This window comes from Ruegeria sp. YTSA226, from assembly GCF_059609905.1.
Window position 1 is genome coordinate 167142 of the sequence record NZ_JBXWMQ010000001.1, and the last position, 15310, is coordinate 182451.

At 58.8% G+C, this 15310-nt stretch carries 15 protein-coding genes; 4 read left to right on the forward strand and 11 right to left on the reverse strand.

All coding sequences use genetic code 11. From position 1 onward, the window contains the following. Positions 1-27: 27 nt before the first annotated feature. The 6 genes from fdh3B to AC2FFF_RS00905 form a co-directional block, all read right to left on the reverse strand. Positions 28-621, reverse strand: coding sequence for a formate dehydrogenase FDH3 subunit beta (gene fdh3B / locus AC2FFF_RS00880; RefSeq protein WP_085821701.1), 594 nt, complete (start codon positions 619-621; stop codon positions 28-30). An 11-nt stretch (positions 622-632) separates the two neighbouring features. Next, on the reverse strand, positions 633-3527 hold the full coding sequence (locus tag AC2FFF_RS00885) for a formate dehydrogenase subunit alpha (protein WP_281972245.1): 2895 nt from the start codon (positions 3525-3527) through the stop codon (positions 633-635). A gap of 107 nt (positions 3528-3634) precedes the next feature. Then, entirely contained in the window at positions 3635-3823 is a 189-nt protein-coding gene (locus AC2FFF_RS00890; RefSeq protein ID WP_142634359.1) for a ubiquinol-cytochrome c reductase iron-sulfur subunit N-terminal domain-containing protein, read from the reverse strand. A gap of 59 nt (positions 3824-3882) precedes the next feature. Beyond that, positions 3883-4494: a TorD/DmsD family molecular chaperone gene (locus AC2FFF_RS00895; RefSeq protein ID WP_281972244.1), complete on the reverse strand. Its 612-nt coding sequence runs from the start codon at positions 4492-4494 to the stop codon at positions 3883-3885. Positions 4495-4498: 4 nt separating this feature from the next. Continuing rightward, the gene (locus tag AC2FFF_RS00900) at positions 4499-5080 is read right to left on the reverse strand and encodes a DUF3306 domain-containing protein (protein ID WP_281972243.1); all 582 of its coding nucleotides are present in this window, start codon (positions 5078-5080) and stop codon (positions 4499-4501) included. Continuing rightward, entirely contained in the window at positions 5077-5631 is a 555-nt protein-coding gene (locus AC2FFF_RS00905; protein ID WP_142634353.1) for a DUF3305 domain-containing protein, read from the reverse strand. The genes AC2FFF_RS00900 and AC2FFF_RS00905 overlap by 4 nt, the downstream gene beginning before the upstream one ends. 230 nt (positions 5632-5861) lie before the next feature. Between AC2FFF_RS00905 and AC2FFF_RS00910 the strand changes: the two genes are divergently transcribed. Next, positions 5862-7814, forward strand: a complete 1953-nt coding sequence (locus AC2FFF_RS00910; protein WP_281972242.1) for a 4Fe-4S binding protein — start codon at positions 5862-5864, stop codon at positions 7812-7814. Here the strand turns inward: AC2FFF_RS00910 and AC2FFF_RS00915 are convergent. After that, on the reverse strand, positions 7808-8536 hold the full coding sequence (locus AC2FFF_RS00915) for a c-type cytochrome (protein WP_142634349.1): 729 nt from the start codon (positions 8534-8536) through the stop codon (positions 7808-7810). The two genes, AC2FFF_RS00910 and AC2FFF_RS00915, sit on opposite strands and share 7 nt — an antisense overlap. Before the next feature lie 110 nt (positions 8537-8646). On the opposite strand from AC2FFF_RS00915, the gene AC2FFF_RS00920 reads away from it, so the two are divergent. From AC2FFF_RS00920 to AC2FFF_RS00930, 3 genes are read left to right on the forward strand one after another with little or no spacing between them, the layout of a single operon-like run. Continuing rightward, positions 8647-9708 carry an Mrp/NBP35 family ATP-binding protein gene (locus AC2FFF_RS00920; protein WP_281972241.1) on the forward strand — a complete coding sequence of 354 codons (1062 nt, stop codon included), beginning with the start codon at positions 8647-8649 and terminating at the stop codon, positions 9706-9708. Next, positions 9705-10400: a biotin/lipoate--protein ligase family protein gene (locus AC2FFF_RS00925; protein WP_281972240.1), complete on the forward strand. Its 696-nt coding sequence runs from the start codon at positions 9705-9707 to the stop codon at positions 10398-10400. The genes AC2FFF_RS00920 and AC2FFF_RS00925 overlap by 4 nt, the downstream gene beginning before the upstream one ends. Continuing rightward, entirely contained in the window at positions 10400-10879 is a 480-nt protein-coding gene (locus AC2FFF_RS00930) for a DUF6505 family protein (RefSeq protein WP_281972239.1), read from the forward strand. Before AC2FFF_RS00925 ends, AC2FFF_RS00930 begins: the two co-directional genes overlap by 1 nt. A gap of 3 nt (positions 10880-10882) precedes the next feature. Here the strand turns inward: AC2FFF_RS00930 and AC2FFF_RS00935 are convergent, their stop codons facing one another. From AC2FFF_RS00935 to AC2FFF_RS00950, 4 genes are all read right to left on the reverse strand, one after another. Further along, positions 10883-11383, reverse strand: a complete 501-nt coding sequence (locus AC2FFF_RS00935; RefSeq protein ID WP_281972238.1) for a flavin reductase family protein — start codon at positions 11381-11383, stop codon at positions 10883-10885. Positions 11384-11471: 88 nt separating this feature from the next. Continuing rightward, positions 11472-12884 carry a 3'-5' exonuclease gene (locus AC2FFF_RS00940; RefSeq protein ID WP_281972237.1) on the reverse strand — a complete coding sequence of 471 codons (1413 nt, stop codon included), beginning with the start codon at positions 12882-12884 and terminating at the stop codon, positions 11472-11474. Position 12885: 1 nt separating this feature from the next. Then, complete coding sequence (locus AC2FFF_RS00945) at positions 12886-13404, reverse strand: hypothetical protein (protein WP_142634335.1); 519 nt, start codon at positions 13402-13404, stop codon at positions 12886-12888. A 26-nt stretch (positions 13405-13430) separates the two neighbouring features. Next, positions 13431-15254: a DUF294 nucleotidyltransferase-like domain-containing protein gene (locus AC2FFF_RS00950; RefSeq protein ID WP_271946600.1), complete on the reverse strand. Its 1824-nt coding sequence runs from the start codon at positions 15252-15254 to the stop codon at positions 13431-13433. Positions 15255-15310: the final 56 nt, after the last annotated feature.

Genomic DNA, 15310 nt, shown 5'->3' on the forward strand with positions numbered 1-15310 from the left:
GCGCGCCGGGGAAGGTTTGGCCAAGGATCAGCCGTCTTTTTGGTCGTAGGCTGTGCCCCACCCCCAGGCGCCAGACCCGAAACCGCGCGCCACGACGCGTTCGCGATAGATGGCCGATACCACGTCGCCGTCACCGGCAAGCAGGGCCTTGGTGGAACACATCTCGGCGCAGATGGGCAGTTTGCCTTCTGCGATCCGGTTGCGACCGTATTTGGCGAACTCTGCGGTCGAGTGCGTTTCCTCGGGGCCACCGGCGCAGAAGGTACATTTGTCCATCTTGCCGCGTGATCCGAAGTTGCCTGCCTGTGGGTATTGCGGCGCGCCGAACGGGCACGCATAGAAGCAATAGCCGCAGCCAATGCACAGGTCCTTGGAGTGCAGGACGACCCCTTCTTCGTTCTGATAGAAGCAGTCAACCGGGCACACCGCCATACAGGGCGCATCCGAACAATGCATACAGGCAACCGAGATCGAGCGTTCGCCCGGGTCGCCGTCATTGATCGTCACCACTCTGCGGCGGTTGATGCCCCAAGGCACCTCGTGCTCGTTCTTACACGCGGTTACGCAGGCGTTGCATTCGATGCAGCGTTCAGCGTCGCAGAGAAACTTTGCTCTAGCCATTGTCGTCCTCCTTACGCTGCTGAGATCTTGCAGAGAGTCGCTTTGGTCTCCTGCATCTGGGTTACTGAATCATAGCCATAGGTCTGGGCAGTGTTCGAACTTTCTCCCAGCACATAGGGATCAGCGCCTGAGGGGTATTTGTCCCGCAGATCCTGACCCTGGAAATGGCCGCCAAAGTGGAATGGCATAAAGGCCACGCCGGCACCAACCCTGTTGGTCAGCATCGCCATCACCTTGACCTTACCACCCTCAGGCCCTTCGACCCAGACCTGAGCCCCGTCGCGAATGCCCAGGTTGTTGGCATCACGGGGGTTGATCTCGACGAACATGTCCTGTTGCAGTTCGGCCAGCCACGGGTTCGACCGGGATTCCTCACCTCCGCCCTCATACTCGACCAAACGACCTGACGTCAGGATTATCGGGTAATCCTTTGAAAAATCGTTCTTCTGGATCGAGGCATACAGGGTTGGCAGGCGATAGGACTGACGATCCTCATAGGTCGGATAGTCTTCTACCAGATCACGCCGGTTGGTATAGAGCGGCTCGCGATGCAGCGGGATCGGGTCCGGGAAAGTCCAGACCACGGTGCGGGCCTTGGCGTTGCCAAAGGGCGCACAGCCATGTGCAATCGCAACCCGCTGGATGCCGCCCGACAGGTCGGTTTTCCAGTTGGTCTTTGGCCCCGCAACGGCGTCGATGGCCGCACGTTCTTCGGCCGTCAGATCGCCGTCCCAACCAAGATCCATTAGCATCTGCATCGTGAATTCGGGATATCCGTCCTGAATTTCCGACCCAACGCTATAGACCCCTTCCGCCAGCAGGTTGTCGCCATCACGTTCCACGCCAAAGCGCGCGCGGAAGGTCAGGCCACCTTCGGCCACCGGTTTGGACATGTCATAGAGGTTTGGTGTCCCCGTATGACCCATCTCTGGCGTTCCCCAGCACGGCCAGGGCAGACCGTAGTATTCGCCGTCGTTTGGTCCACCTATAGCTTGTAGCGTGGTTCTGTCGAACGTGTGCTGATTGGCCATGTGGCTTTTCAAACGCTCTGGCGACTGGCCGGTATAGCCGATGGTCCAGAGGCCCGAGTTGAACTCACGCGTGATGCTTTCAACATTCGGGGTTTCGGCATCCTCCATCTCGATATTGCGGAAGAACCGATCCGCCCAGCCGAATTTGTTGGCGAACTTGGCCATGATGACCTCGTCCGGCAGGCTTTCGAACAGCGGTTCGACCACCTTGTCGCGCCACTGCAACGAGCGGTTCGAGGCCGTGACCGAGCCACGGGTTTCGAACTGCGTACAGGCCGGCAGTAGGTAAACGCCATCGGTCCGATCATGCAGAACGGCGGAAACGGTGGGATACGGGTCGATCACGACCAGCATGTCCAGCTTTTCCATCGCCGTCTTCATTTCCGGCCCGCGGGTTTGCGAGTTCGGAGCGTGCCCCCACAGAACCATGGCTCGGACATTGTTGTCCTGATCCATGTTGGCGGGGTCTTCCAGAACACCGTCGATCCAACGAGAGACCGGGATGCCGCGCTCGTTCTGTAGCGGTTTATCCTTGCCCTCCTTGTCTTTGATCGAGGCGAACTGGCCGGACAGCCATTCAGGGTCTTCACCCCAAACGCGCGCCCAATGGCCCCATGCCCCTGCGGACAGCCCATAATAGCCGGGTAGGGTGTGGGACAGAACACCAAGGTCCGTCGCACCCTGCACGTTGTCGTGGCCACGGAAGATGTTGGTGCCACCGCCCGACGTTCCCATGTTGCCCAACGCCAGCTGCAGCACGCAATAGGCGCGTGTGTTGTTGTTGCCATTGGTATGCTGGGTGCCGCCCATGCACCAGATCACCGTGCCAGGACGGTTGTTGGCCATGGTGCGCGCCACGCGCTTAAGCTGTGATCCGGGTACGCCGGTCACACGCTCAGTTTCTTCCGGGTTCCAGTTGGCGACCTCTTCACGGATCTGATCCATGCCCCAGACACGGGTGCGGATGAACTCCTTGTCCTCCCAGCCGTTGTCGAAGATGTGCCAGAGAATACCCCAGATCAGCGCCACGTCAGAGCCGGGGCGGAAGCGGACATATTCATCCGCATGCGCCGCAGTGCGCGTAAAGCGCGGGTCGCAGACGATCAGGGGCGCGTTGTTCTGCTCTTTTGCGCGCAGAACATGCAGCAGTGAGACGGGGTGCGCCTCGGCCGGGTTGCCACCGATGATGAAGATAGCCTTGGAGTTGTGGATGTCGTTATAGCTGTTGGTCATGGCGCCGTAGCCCCATGTATTCGCAACACCAGCAACAGTGGTCGAGTGGCAGATACGGGCCTGATGGTCCACGTTGTTCGTGCCCCAATAGGCGGCGAACTTGCGGAACAGATAGGCCTGTTCGTTGTTATGTTTCGCGGAACCAAGCCAGTACACACTGTCCGGTCCGGATTCTTCGCGGATGTTCATCATGCCGTCGCCGATCTCGTTGATCGCCTCTTCCCAGCTGATGCGCTTCCACTCGCCGCCTTCCTTTTTCATCGGATATTTCAGGCGGCGTTCACCATGGGCGTGCTCACGGACCGAGGCCCCCTTGGCGCAGTGCGCACCCAGGTTGAAAGGGCTGTCCCAGCCGGGTTCTTGCCCGATCCAGACGCCGTTCTGCACCTCGGCGACGACGGTACAGCCGACCGAGCAATGCGTGCATATGGATTTGATGTTTTCGACGGCTTGATTGGCCGCTGACTGGGCACTGGCTGGCGTCACGGTTCCACCCGTGGCGCTGATCGCGGCCAACCCGCCGATCGTCAGGCCCGATCCGCGCAGGAATGCGCGGCGATCGACGGTTTTCTCGCCGACCTGGGACAGGATACTTGTCCGCTGGGAGCGTCTCGCAACCCCGTTGGTCTTTTTCCTAAGCATTTCTTTCCTCCCTTGCTGGCCATGTTTTCCATGGCTGGCTTGGTCCTGTTGGTGCCGACGTCAGGGCCAATCGCAACCGTCAGTCGGGTGGTGACATCGTCCGGGGTTCAGAACCGGGCGCTGTCCAGATATGCGCGCGTATGCGCGGTGTCCTGCATGCGGGTCTCATCCGTTGGCAGCTCGGCTGCCTCGGCTTGTCCGCTCAGGCTGGCGGCGGCGACTGCAGCGGGCGCTGCGGTTCCGGCCAGTTTCAAGAAGTCACGGCGCGTGGCGCCTTCTTCCTTGGTTTTGCTCATGGGATCCTCCTTTCCCAATTGCGATCTAGCGCCTATTGGGGCGCTGGCGAATGGCGGGATCATCCCGCCGTCATTCGAAAGGCTTCACGCTCGATTTCCATGAAAACCCGACCGGCGGTGCCGACCGAGGCATAGAAAACCGAGTTTTCCGCGGCTTCCAAATCTGAATAGAAATGTGCGGCCCAGGGACCGATATGCTTGTTCCAGAACGCTTTTTGATCTTCCAGCGAGGCGGGTGAACCAAAGCGTCCGACGATCATGCCCGCCATCATCTCCATCAACGAGGCGATATTGTCTTCGGGTTCAAACACGTTCTGCGCCCGTGTGATCTGACGAACCGCCATGTCGTTGCGCAGTTGCGCCAGCGGTTTTTCGTTCAGGAAACCAGTCAGGTAGAAACTGGCATAGGGCAGCAGTTCTCCGCGTCCTAGCCCGATGAACAGGGCATTGAATTCGCGTTCGGCAGCCGCGGGTTTGGTCACCTTGGCGACCCGCGACATGGCCTTGATAGCCTGACCCAGATCGGTTTCATCGCCGGTCAGACCAGTAACCTGAGACAGCAGCATCTGATCCGGAGGCGCCGCAAGCAGCAGCCCAAGGAAGTTATAGAAATCCGCGCGCAGACGATCCTCGGCTGAGACGTCCAGGTTTTGCGCGTTGCTTGCGTTCATACGGTTATCCTTCGTATTCAAACTTCATGCGGCGTGGGGCAGGCGTAAGCTCTGCCTCTTCCGGGTCGTCGATTTCAGAAATCATTACAGGCTCTGACGATTGCATCTCGGCTACCTCGGGCAACTCAGGCTCTTGCGTGGTTTCTTCAACCTCAGGGATCGGGTCTGCGTCTTCCTCCTCGGCCTGAGTGGCCAGAGCTTCGATATGGGCAAGCATCCCTTTGCCGACCTGATAGGCGGTCTGGATATTTTCGATCACGCAGGCGGCATCTGTATAATCTTCGCCGTAATCCACCAGCCCATCGACATTGGCCAGAACCGGGTTTAGGCGCCAGAGCTGCCGAAGGGCGCGGCGGCGCAACCGGTCAGGCACTGCCTTGGCCATAAAGCCCGAGATGTCGTCACCAACTTGCAACAGATCAGGATCGGGCAAATTGAATTCTGCCAGAATTTCAGCGTCAGTCTTTTCTTCCAGCTCGCCCCGCTGTTCAGCGAAAGCCTGTTCTTGTGCTGCTACAACCTCTGCTTTGGCCTCAGCCTGAACGGCGGCTTTACGGCGCGACCAGAAATCGCGGGTTTCTGTCATTGCACAATCCTCCGCGGGGCGCGGAAAACATCCGAGTCTTGCCGGATGCGTACATCCCCTTTGCCGTCCTCAACCAGATCGGTGCGTTTCTTATCACGGCGGCGCTTGACGAAGACTTCGTTGCGATGATGCTCCAGTGCGAAATCACGTACCCAAGCGATCAGCCCATCAGTCATTGGGATTTTCTCGACAAGCTCTTCGCCGGTATCGGCGTAGTCCTGTCCTTCGAAGGGTGAGGCGGTCACCAGCACCGCGTCCATCGGCTGTGTTCCATCCAGCGCATCGCGCAGGACCAGATAGATCGAGGGTTGCCCGTCCGACAGGTTGACCATGTAGGCTTCGGCCTCATCTGACCAAAGGGTCAGGGGCAGGGTGGCCGCGTGGTACTCGACCGCTTCACCCTCGCGCCGCATCTCCAGCCAATCGGCCGGTCCAGCGCCGGGCAGCACGGCGACGGCGCGCCAGTTCCATTGCGCCCAGCGTGTAACCCCGGGTGTTTTGCGCACGACGACGCCGATTGGCATTTCAATCTGGCTGGCGGCCTTGGCCACTAAGTCCTCCCTGGAAAGCTCTCCCCTGCCTTCCTCAGGGTCTACTATGGTACACAAAGTAGCTTCCTGCCAAGTCCTTGGGTGGTCGAATATGCACCCTTCACCGATTGTTTACGGTCCTCGCGGCTCTTATCGGGCTTTGTTCCGGCGATCCGACCCCCACGGGCATTGCTACTTTCTTCAGAGGTTCTAAGCTTACCTTGGACTGGGGAGGACATCCGGGGGAGGTTATGGGAACAAGATTGCTGCTATGTGACTGCGCGGGAACGCAAACCATTGACGCTGAGAAACTATCGTCAGCTTGCGATGTCGCCTGCTCCAGAATTCACACCGCATTATGTACGAAAGAACTGGAAAGCGTCGCACAGCCGCTGCAAGAGGGCAAAGTCGTAATAGCCTGTACACAAGAGCAGGATGTTTTTCTGGCATTGGCCGATGAGTTAGGTGTCGAGGTGCCAGGGTTTGTCGATCTTCGCGATCGTGCTGGGTGGTCTGAACAAGGGCAGGATGCTGCCCCCAAAATGGCCGCGCTGGCTGCTGAGGCGGTGTTGCCTCAGCCGATCACACCCAGTGTCGATGTGGTCAGCGAAGGGACGTGTTTCATCGTCGGGCCCGGCGCGCTGAGCTTTGAAGTGGCAGAACGCCTGTCGGACCAGTTGGCCGTGACGGTCTTGGCTACTGATGACATGGACCCCATGTCGCGCAGCTTTGATGTGGTGCGCGGGCGCGTTCGTACTGTGAAAGGTGCGCTGGGCGGGTTTTCGATAAAGCTGGATGCGTTGCAACAGCTTGAACCCGGTGGGCGCGGGGCCTTTGGCTGGACCGAACCGCGCGATGGGGCGAACTCCTCATGCGATATGGTTGTGGATCTGACCGGCGGCACGCCTCTGGTTCAGGCCCCAGCCAAGCGCGAAGGGTATTTGCGAGCTGATCCCAAAGATGCGGTCGCTGTCGAACGGCTGGCGTTTGAGGCCATGCAACTGGTCGGGACATTTGAAAAGCCTCTCTATGTCCGGTTGGAAGAATCCCTATGTGCGCATTCCCGTGCAGAACAGGTCGGGTGTACGAATTGCCTGGATATCTGCCCGACGGGGGCGATCACCCCTGCGGGCGAACATGTAGCCATCGACCCTATGGTTTGCGCAGGGTGCGGAGAATGCGCGGCGGTTTGCCCATCTACCGCGATAACTTACGAGGATCCGCCCGTTTCTGCGCTGCTGTCACGGATGCACATTCTGTCGCGCACCTACCGGCGTGCAGGCGGGCAAGCACCCCGGCTGTTGGTGCATGACGCGCATGGGGCCGAAATGATCCGCCTGTCCGCCCGTTTCGGACGCGGGATTCCAGCGGATGTGATCCCGCTAGAACTGAACGTGATCTCGGGCTTTGGCCATGCCGAGATGCTGGCCGCGCTGGCGCATGGGTTTGCGCGGGTTGATGTGCTGCTGGCCCCAACAACCGAAAGGGATGCCTTGGATCGCGAACTGGCGCTGGCGCAGGCTATCGCTGGGACTGCAGTGTTGGCACTGATCGATGAGGCTGATCCCGATGCGCTGTCCGACCTGCTATATGCGCAGGACGTGCCGCCCCCCTTGGCCGACACGGTTCTGCCGCTGGGAAATCGCAGGCAGATTACGCGACTGGCCGCACAGGCGCTGAACCCGCAGGCCGCAGCCCCGTTGCCCTTGCCCGAGAATGCACCCTATGGGGCCATCGCGGTGGATACGGACGCCTGTACATTGTGCCTCAGCTGCGTGTCCCTTTGTCCGTCAGGCGCTTTGGCCGACAACCCGGATATGCCGCAGCTGAACTTCCAACAGGATGCCTGTCTGCAATGTGGCCTATGCCGAACAATCTGCCCCGAGAATGCGATAACTCTGGTACCGCAACTGGATTTAAGTGATGCGGCCCTGTCTCAGGACGTGTTGAACGAAGAAGACCCTTTTGCGTGTGTGGAATGCGGTGCCCTCTTTGGTGTCAAATCGACCGTCGAACGTATCATGGAAAAGCTGTCTGGTACGCATCCGATGTTTGCGACATCCGAACAGGCGCGCATGATCCAGATGTGTGACAACTGTCGTGTGAACGCGCAGTTCCAGCACAAGGACAACCCGTTTCAGTCAAACCCGAAACCCAAAGTCGTCACGACCGAGGACTATTTCTCGAAAAGAAAGGATCATTGAAGCTGTAGCGGCGCGCCCAGATCTGCTGCCTCGATGGCCGAGACAAAGGCCAGAATCGCCTCTAACTCCTCCAGCGTCATCTCGACCGGGTGGATTGGCGAAGGACGCAGAGGGTCAAAGGGCGGGGTTACGTCCTCAATCTGCGTAAAAGCAGGATGAGGGTTCAGGGCAAAGAAGGCCTGAAACCTATCAGACCAGTCTGGCATCGCCCGCAGCACAGCGAATGAGGGGGTGGAGCCAAGCCCGTTCATCTGGTTCTGCGGACCGATCACATGGCAGCGCCCGCAATGGGTCATCGACAGCTCCGCACCCAGGACAGCGTCGCCGTCGATCTTGTCGGTCTCGGTCGCGGCCTCGACCGTTAAGCTGGCGGAATAGGGCGGGCCGCTTTCGGGCGCGAAACTCTCAACGGTGCGCTTGCCGATGTCAGACAGCAGCCAGTCCCGAAACCGAAGCTGCTTTGTGTCGTCCAGTATGCGCAGGTGGTAAGTGACCCCGTGACGCGCGAAAACCGGATCGCCTGGCGGTGATCCACCCAGAGACATAGCGCCGGTATCGTCCGCAACGACGCGTATCCCGGTCTTGAGAGAAAAACGCGGAAGAATATGTTGCAACAGACCAGAGTCTGTAACCTCATCCGGGGCGGCAAGCCCCAGCGCCTCTTGCGACCAAGAGGGGGTAGCAGAGAGCAGCAAGCTCAGGCAAAAGAAGGTAACCCGCATGGAGGCAGCTTATCGGCCTGCGCCCGAATGCGTCAAATGAACGAAAAAAAGACGGAGACACATGCAATGAAACGTATCCCAACGACCGGGCAAACCAAAAGGGTAATGGCATGAGTGTTCGTGACGCGGTTCTGGCGAACCTGAAGAAAATCACCGATCCGGTTTCAGGCCAGGATATCGTCAGCGCCGGAGTTGTCCGCGCGTTGAATGTCGATGGCGATACAGTGCGCTTTGTGCTTGAGATTGATCCGAAACAGGCAGAGCGGATGGAGCCGGTGCGCGCCGCCGCCGAGCATGCTGCGCAGTTGGTGGAGGGGGTCGACAAGGTTTCCGCCATGATGACCGCGCATTCCGAAAAGGCCCCGCCTGAACTGAAGCCCAAGCCGAAACCATCTCAGACAGGTCCGCAGGCCGTTCCGGGTGTCGATCGGATCATCGCCGTTGCATCCGGTAAGGGCGGAGTCGGTAAATCCACCGTATCCGCAAATCTGGCTTGTGCTTTGGCTGCAGAAGGGCGGCGTGTCGGGTTGTTGGATGCTGATGTCTATGGCCCATCACAGCCTCGGATGCTGGGTGTCTCTGGCCGCCCGGCCAGCCCGGATGGCAAAACGATCCTGCCCCTGCGCAATCATGGCGTCACGATGATGTCGATGGGACTGATGACCAACGAAGGGCAGGCGGTCGTCTGGCGTGGTCCGATGCTGATGGGCGCGCTTCAGCAGATGATGGGGCAGGTTCAGTGGGGAGCATTGGATGTATTGATTGTCGACCTACCGCCGGGCACCGGCGATGTGCAACTGACGCTCAGCCAGAAGTTCAAGGTGGACGGGGCCATCGTGGTGTCGACCCCGCAGGACGTGGCCCTGATCGACGCGCGCAAAGGGATCGATATGTTCAATCAGCTCAAGACGCCGATTATTGGAATGATCGAGAATATGTCGACCCATATCTGTTCGAATTGCGGGCATGAGGAACATGTGTTCGGCCATGGCGGCGTCGCCGCCGAGGCCGAGGCGCTGGGCATTCCGCTGCTTGGTGAGATTCCGCTGCATCTGGATATCCGGGTTGCGGCGGATGGGGGCGCGCCCATCGTTGTCAGCAAGCCGGACAGCGCACAGGCCGAAGCTTTCCGCAAGATTGCCCGCGACATGATCACCAAGGGCAATGCATGACCCAGCCGGTCTTTCCTCCGTTGCTGACTGGACATGGCGTTCAGGGCGGGGAAGACCCGTTCGAACGCGCCCAGGCGATGGCAGCGCTGGGCTGTGATGCCGGAACGGTGGTCTACAACATTCAGGCCAACCGTTTGCGCGTTGCCATTGTATTTGCACCTGAGGTTCCATTGCAGGATGCCATGGTGATGTTGCCGCTTTGCGGAGTTGGGTTTCAGAATGCGCTGGGCGCTCTGGCCCCGCCCGAGGTTGCCGTTCATCTGGACTGGGGTGGCCCTATCTGTGTGAATGGTGCGACCTGCGGCAAGTTTCAGGTTGCTGCGTCGACTTCAGATCCTCAGATTGAGCCTGACTGGTTGATTGTCGGCTGGGAGCTGGCCTTGATACAGACCAGCACTGCGCCAGGCCAGACCCCGGATATCACAGCGCTCTATGATGAAGGGTGTGCCGAGGTCCAGCCTGTCCAGCTGATTGAAAGCTGGTCACGCCATATGCTGACCTGGCTCAACCGTTGGCAAGAAGACGGCAACGCGCCGTTGCACAGCGAATGGTTGGGTTTGTTGCGTGGTGTTGGCGAACCCTTCGGCGAGATCGGGGTCTTTTTGGGCACTGATGAACGGTTTGGCATGCTTATCCGCAATGGTGCGGACACCCGCCTGCACCCGCTGACTGACTTACTGGAGAACGGATGATGAAACTGGCCCGTGCGATCCATTTCGATGAAAGCGACACGAATGTGTTTCATTCTCCGGCGCGAACGGGTGAGTGGTGCATTTCAGGCGGGTTCGAGTTTTCGAATTGGGGCGAAGGCGATTTGGAGGGTAAAGCCCGCCAGGCCTTTGCGAATGGTTGGTTAGGGGTTGAGACATTCGGCCGGGTGACCTTTGTAGCGGTGACGCAGATTGAACAGGCCGAGATCGACCAGATTGCCCGGAATTTGGCGGAACATTTCGTGCAATTCTACGGGGCCCCATCGGTCGAGGCCGCCCTGGGTGTTGCGCAGGAAGAGATCGCGCATATGGCAGAGCTATGTGATGAACACGCCGCCAATACTCTGCTGACCGTCGCCCGCGAGCTGTCTGAAACCGGGGTGCTTGAGGCGTTTCGCATCATCACACCGCAGGAAACCCAGCTTGAGGCGCTGGCGGTCCACGGATCGCTGGACGAATAGGGCTTATAGCAGATCAGCAAAGCCGCCGAATTGACCGCGTTTGAAGATCAGGCCTTTGCCGGTGCGGTACATGGCCTGTTCGACTTCACCCACGATGATCAGATGATCCCCTGCCTCGTGCCGGGCATGAAGCTGGCAGTCGAACCGCGCCAGACAATCCGCCAGACGAGGGCGACCACGGTGATCTGCGGCCCAGTTGGCATGTGAAAAATCCGCACCCGCGCGCGCGAATTTTAGGGCCTGTTCCTGCTGTTCCTCAGCCATCACATGGATCGAATAGTGATCGCAGTCTTTGAAAGCGTCGAACCGGTTTGAATCCTTCGCCAGGCACCACAGCACCAGCGGAGGCGTCAGCGAGACCGAGGAAAACGAATTGACCGTGATTGCGCGGGGCCCCAGCGCAGTTTCGGTGGTGACAACGGTGACGCCGGTTCCAAAACACCCCAATGCCTCGCGAAACGCGGTGCTGTTGTCCGGGGTTGGGGTGAAGGTGCGGTCCGTCATCTCACGCTCATTCTGTGGCCGCGCCTCAGGTGCCACGGCAAGTCGGGATTGTCCATGAAAAGCTGCGCCTGAGGTGCATATTTCGCCCTCAGTTCAGGTCCTCAAGCAGACGACCGTGCCGGCGGGTTGCTTCGATGACCTCGCCAAACGTATTCATCCCGCGCGCTTGCAGCATCGGAAGCATCCGAACCAGCGCCTCGGCGGTGGCAACTGCATCACCCAATGCCGTATGGCGCAGCTCATGCGGAATTGTAATGTCCAGCCGTTCGCACAGCGCGTCCAAAGTGTGCGTGTCGCTGGCGCCGAACAGGACCGCTGATAGCAGGACCGTATCCAGTACGGGATGCGTCCACTCAACTTTCATACGGTCGGCGTGGCGTCGTAGAAACGCCATATCAAAAGGTGCATTATGAGCCACGATTACAGCATTTCGCGCGAATTCGTGAAAGATACGCCCGGCTTCGGCGATTTTCGGCGCGCCTTCGACCATTCGATCCGTAATCTTGTGAACCTTGGTCGAGGCGGCAGGGATCGGCATGACCGGGTTCACCAGCATATCCAACCTTTCGCCTTCGACCATCCGTCCATTTACCACACGGACTGCGCCGATCTGGACGATCTCGTCTTTGTGCGGCAGCAGGCCTGTGGTTTCGGTGTCGAAGACAACAAAACAAAGCTCGCGCAGAGGCAATGTCTCGAATGATTGGTCGGTGGATGTGTTCAGCAAACCAAAGTCATAGACCAGAGGTCTGGCAGCCTCAGGCGCTATATTGGCGGCGCTGTCATCTAGGATTAGCATATAGCCGGAAGTTTCCCCCAGCGGTTTCATGCGGGCTGAATAGGTCTGCGCCCCATCAATGCTGGTCAGCGAACAGGATGCCTCCATCCCGGTCTTGGTCAGTTTAGCATAGGCTTTCTGCAGCGCGTCTGGCTGGAAGTAATCGAACAGTGGCGCATTCAGGCGTGGATGCGAAATCTGTGCCAGAACCTCGGCCGCCTGTCCGTCATACAAAACGAGCCTGTGAGAGGCGCTAGCCAGCAATATGGCTACAGGAATTTCAGTCAAAAGCGCCCTAAGCCTTTGCTGTTCCGCAGCCAGATGCTCGGTTTCAGCAGCGACAGCCTCTGCCACGGCCATGGTCTTGTCGGACAGTTGGTTGGCCAGACCGGCAGCCGCAGGGGCCAGGTCGCCAAGATACCGCGCGGCTTGCAGATCGAGGTCGCGGCTGACACCGGCATGCGCTCGTGCGCGCAGTTCAGCGGAAAGCCTTTCGATCGGCTTGGCGACATTATCGTCGAACAATAGCCAGACAGCGGCGATCAGGGCCAGCAGACCGAACCCGATGACGATCTCTGCAAAGATAAACGCGTCAAAAAGGGCCGGATCCGCCGCCCGCCTGTAGCTGACCCAAAGCGCAACCGAGCTGACGGCAACCCCGCCGACCGCCAGTAGGCAGAAGAACAGGAAAATCCGCAGGCGCAGGCTTAATCGGGTCAGCATGTTACACTCCGCAAGTGGCCTCGATGATCGGATCGTTGGTAGAGCCTGTTACCCAATCGGCGTTCAGCAACTGGCCGTTGTCACCAAACTCTGCCCCATCCGCCAGATTGGCGCGTTGGTTCTTGTCGCAATCCACAGCGACCGGCAATTTTGAAACCGGTGCCCAGCGACCAAAGAAATACAGTTCAACGAGGCGCTGCTCAGGCACTTGGTCATTGGTGCGCACAGATAGGGTGTCGATTGCGGCAAAACGATCAACAAAGGGCATCGCATAGGTCCAGGGACGGTACAAAGCGCGGCTTTCGACCTCTTGAATGATGATCAGACCATCTGGAAGCGTATCGCGCGTGCGGTCAAACCATGAATACTCGCTGTTGATCGTCATCCCGATCATGCCAATGCCCGCCGCGACTGGTGCGGACCAACGAGGCAGGCGTCCACCTGTCAGTTTGTTGATCACCATCACGATGCCGGCTAGGGCGACGCCTGCAAATATCGTGCCGATCAGTTCTAAGAACATGAATACTCTCCAAGGTTCCTGAGGGTTTAGCCCAGCATTCCTTTACCGTGGCCGACCGCCGATTGCATTGTTTTTACCACGACAAAGGCATCTCGCAGATGACTTCGCTCAAAGTCCGAAAGATCGGAAGGGGGCAGGAAATTGTCCGGCTTCTTGTTGCCTTTCACCAGACGGGCCTGATGGTCCAGCCGCGTTTCGGCGATCAGATCGTAAGCGTCCAGCAGGTCGCGGGTACCTGAGGGGCTGAGGACGCCTGCCGCCCCAGCTGCTTTCAGGCGGGCACGTGTATTGGCCTGGGACAGTTGCCCCTGAAGGCTGTATATCCGGGCCAGGTCAACCACAGGCACCACGCCATTATGCTTTAGATCCAGCGTGTTGCGATGCTCACCCGAGCGTACCGTGGCAAACCCGCGTAACAGGCCCAGCGGCGGCGTGTGCTTTAACGAGTTCGAGATCATATGTGCCACAAAGATTGAATTCGCTTGGGCCGCGGCCAGCGTTTCGGCCTGCAGGTCATCGAACAGGTGAAATGCGCCGCCAATGGGGCGCAGGTCGAACATGACCGAGGCCAGCATCTGCGCCTCGGGGTTTGGTTTGGCGATCCACCCGCGAAAATAATCACGCCAGACACTTACCGGTTGGCACCAGCGTGGATTTGTCGCCATCATGTCGCCCGGGCAATAAAAGTACCCACATTTATCCAGCCCGTCCGACACGATTTTTGCCAGTGCCTGGAAATATAGCAGGTCGTCATCGGTTACTTTGTCATCCAGCATCAAGCAGTTGTCCTGATCCGACACCCCGGTTTGTTCCTGTCGTCCCTGCGATCCACAGGCCAGCCATAGGTAAGGCACAGGTGGTGGTCCAAGCTGTTTTTCCGCCATTGCCAGCAAACGTCTGGTGGCTGTGTCGGCGATATCGGTAATCAGGCGCGTAACGATCTCGTGGCGATTTCCGGCAGCGACAAGCTGGACCAGAAGCTGGGGAATCTCTTCGGTCACTTCTGCCATCTGCTGCGCGGTTTGCGCATTTGCTATCCGGCGCACCAACTCGGCGGAATTGACCGCCTGATAGTGGGTCAGGTCTGTCTGGGTGACAATTCCGACCAGACGCCCAGCTTCGGATACCGGAATATGGCCGATGCCGCGCTCCATCATGATGTGAAGAACATCCGATCCGATATCCGACGGCGACAGCGTCACCGGGTTTGCCGTCATTATTGCCGATACAGGGGTATCCACAGACATCCCATCGGCAACGTATTTGCCCGAGATATCTCGTAAGGTGGCGATCCCCAAAAGAATGTCCCCCTCGGTGATGCAGAGAGAGGAAATATGTCTGTCCCTCATCATCTGCGCCGCTTCGCGAACGGTGGTAATAGGGGGGCAGGTTGCGGGGTTATGTGCCATCAGAACGTCGATAGCGCTGGTTGCAAGGCTTTGGGGGCTGGAGCGTTCCGTGCGGGTCCGATCAAAGAATTTGGCGACGATTTCATGTTCGTCAATGAGGTCTCGGATCAGGTTGGGCGGGATCACCAGAAAAACCGAGTTTGCGTGCGCCTGCGCTTTGGTCGCGGCTTTACCGTCTTTCAGTAAACCGCGTTCCCCGAAAGAATTGCGCAGCCCCAGATGAGAGACAATCGCGCCGTTCCTGTCAGTGATTTCAACCTGTCCTTCGTAAATCACGAATACGCCGGGCAGGGGCGCGCCCAGTTGATACACCGGGGATCCTTCTTCGACCTCCCAAACTTCGATCTGATCAGACAGCGTTGCCAGATCATCGGCGGGCAGGGCGTCATAAGGGTGAACGGATTTCAGAAACCGCGTGATCTCGGCTTGGGGCAGGGGCATCGGATACTCCTCGGTTTCTATTCGAAAAATCCCGCCCGGTGGAATGCCGGGCGGGA